Annotated in this window: 3 protein-coding genes; all 3 read right to left on the minus strand. The window is 73.1% G+C overall.

The features are described 5' to 3' along the window. Window position 1 precedes the first annotated feature (1 nt). Entirely contained in the window at window positions 2-691 is a 690-nt protein-coding gene (locus PLL68_RS15070; RefSeq protein ID WP_324535495.1) for a GNAT family N-acetyltransferase, read from the minus strand. A gap of 2 nt (window positions 692-693) precedes the next feature. After that, entirely contained in the window at window positions 694-1,173 is a 480-nt protein-coding gene (locus PLL68_RS15075) for an acyl-CoA thioesterase (RefSeq protein WP_324535497.1), read from the minus strand. Window positions 1,174-1,205: 32 nt separating this feature from the next. Continuing rightward, on the minus strand, window positions 1,206-1,517 hold a 312-nt coding region (locus PLL68_RS15080), incomplete at its 5' end, for a protealysin inhibitor emfourin (protein WP_324535499.1).

Raw genomic sequence — 1,517 nt, forward strand, 5'->3', positions numbered from 1 at the left:
TTCAGCGGTCGGGGAGGTAGACCTGCACCGAGCCGACGGGGTCGAACCCGGCGCTCAGCAGGGCCCGCAGGCTCGGCACGTTCGCCGGTGACACGCACGCCACGACCGGCTCATCGGCAGGCACCAGGCCCCTGGCGGCAGCGGCCAGCACGGTGCCCAGGCCCTGACCGCGGCGGTTCGGCGCCACCTGCAGGCTCATCTCGGTGAGGCCGCCGAGCCCTACCCCGAGCGTCAGCACCGAGTCGTCGTCGCCGTCGAGCCCGAAGACGCGCACGTCGCTGCGGATCGGCAGCGCGTGGCGCACCCGCGGGTGGTCGATGAGGTCCGGGCGCGGCACGACCCGCGGGTCCGGTGAGCCGGTGCCAGAGGCGAGCAGCACGGCATCCAACACGTCGACCCACCCGTTCGGGCCGGCGAGGCGGGTCATCACGCGCGGGTCGTGCGCCTGGCCGAAGCCGTCGACGCCCAGAGCCTTGAGGTCGGCGTCGGTGACGTCGTCGGGCGCGGTGATCATGGCGCGCCCGGTCACGGCGACAACGGCGTGCGCCCGCGGGTGCCAGGGTGCGACGCGCTGCCACGACCCGTCGACGTCGTCGCGTGGGCCGCGCCAGGCGCGCACGAGCAGGTCGGCGACCGGATGCCGTCCCGACTGATTGCGCTCCAGCCACCCGGATCCGGGCGCGTCATGCATGCTCAGCGAAGGCTCCCGGCGGTGTCTGGGTTGGCAGCGCGGGTGGCGACGGCGGCCTCGAGGTGGGTGCGGACGGCATCCGGGATGGGAACCGGGCGACGCGTCTCGCGGTCGACGTAGACCTGCGCCCACAGGCCGTGCGCGGCGATCTCGTCGACGCCGGGGGAGAAGACCCCGAACTCGAAGACGACGCTGGTGGTGCCGATCCGCTTGGCACGCACCCCGACGTCGAGCGTGGTCGGGAAGGCGACCTCGCGGTAGTAGCGGCAGCTCGTCTCGGCGACGACCCCGAGGGTGGGCGCGACCATCTCGTCGATGCCGGTCTCCTCCTGCATCCACGCGTTGAGGACGCTGTCGAACAGCTCGAGGTAGACCGCGTTGTTGAGGTGGCCGAACATGTCGTTGTCCGACCAGCGGGTGGGCACGGGGCGCACGGCGTCGAAGTCATCGCGGCGCAGGGTGCGCGGGTCGGGCTCGCTCATGGCGCCGATCGTATGCCGGGTGGTCAGGGTGGTCAGTCGGCGGCCAGGGTGCGCTCGAGCAGGGTGCGCACCTCGTCGCTGAGGTGCGGCTCGGGCAGCTCGACGTCGATCGGCGGGGCATCGCACCGCACGCCGTAACAGAAGCTGTCGGGCATCCGGGAGCCGCCAGAGGCCCGGTCCGCGAGCGCCGGCAGGTGGTCGTCGGCCAGCAGGGACCGCCAGGCCTTGGCGTCAGCCTTCGGCAGCTCACCGAGGGTGACCGTGCGCTCCACGGTGCGCCCGGCGAATCCTCCGGTGCGGCGGACGTTGACCTGCGTGCCCGAGGTCGGCTTCGGTGGTGCGGG

This window comes from Ornithinibacter sp. (genome assembly GCF_035443565.1).
Lineage (GTDB): Bacteria > Actinomycetota > Actinomycetes > Actinomycetales > Dermatophilaceae > Fodinibacter.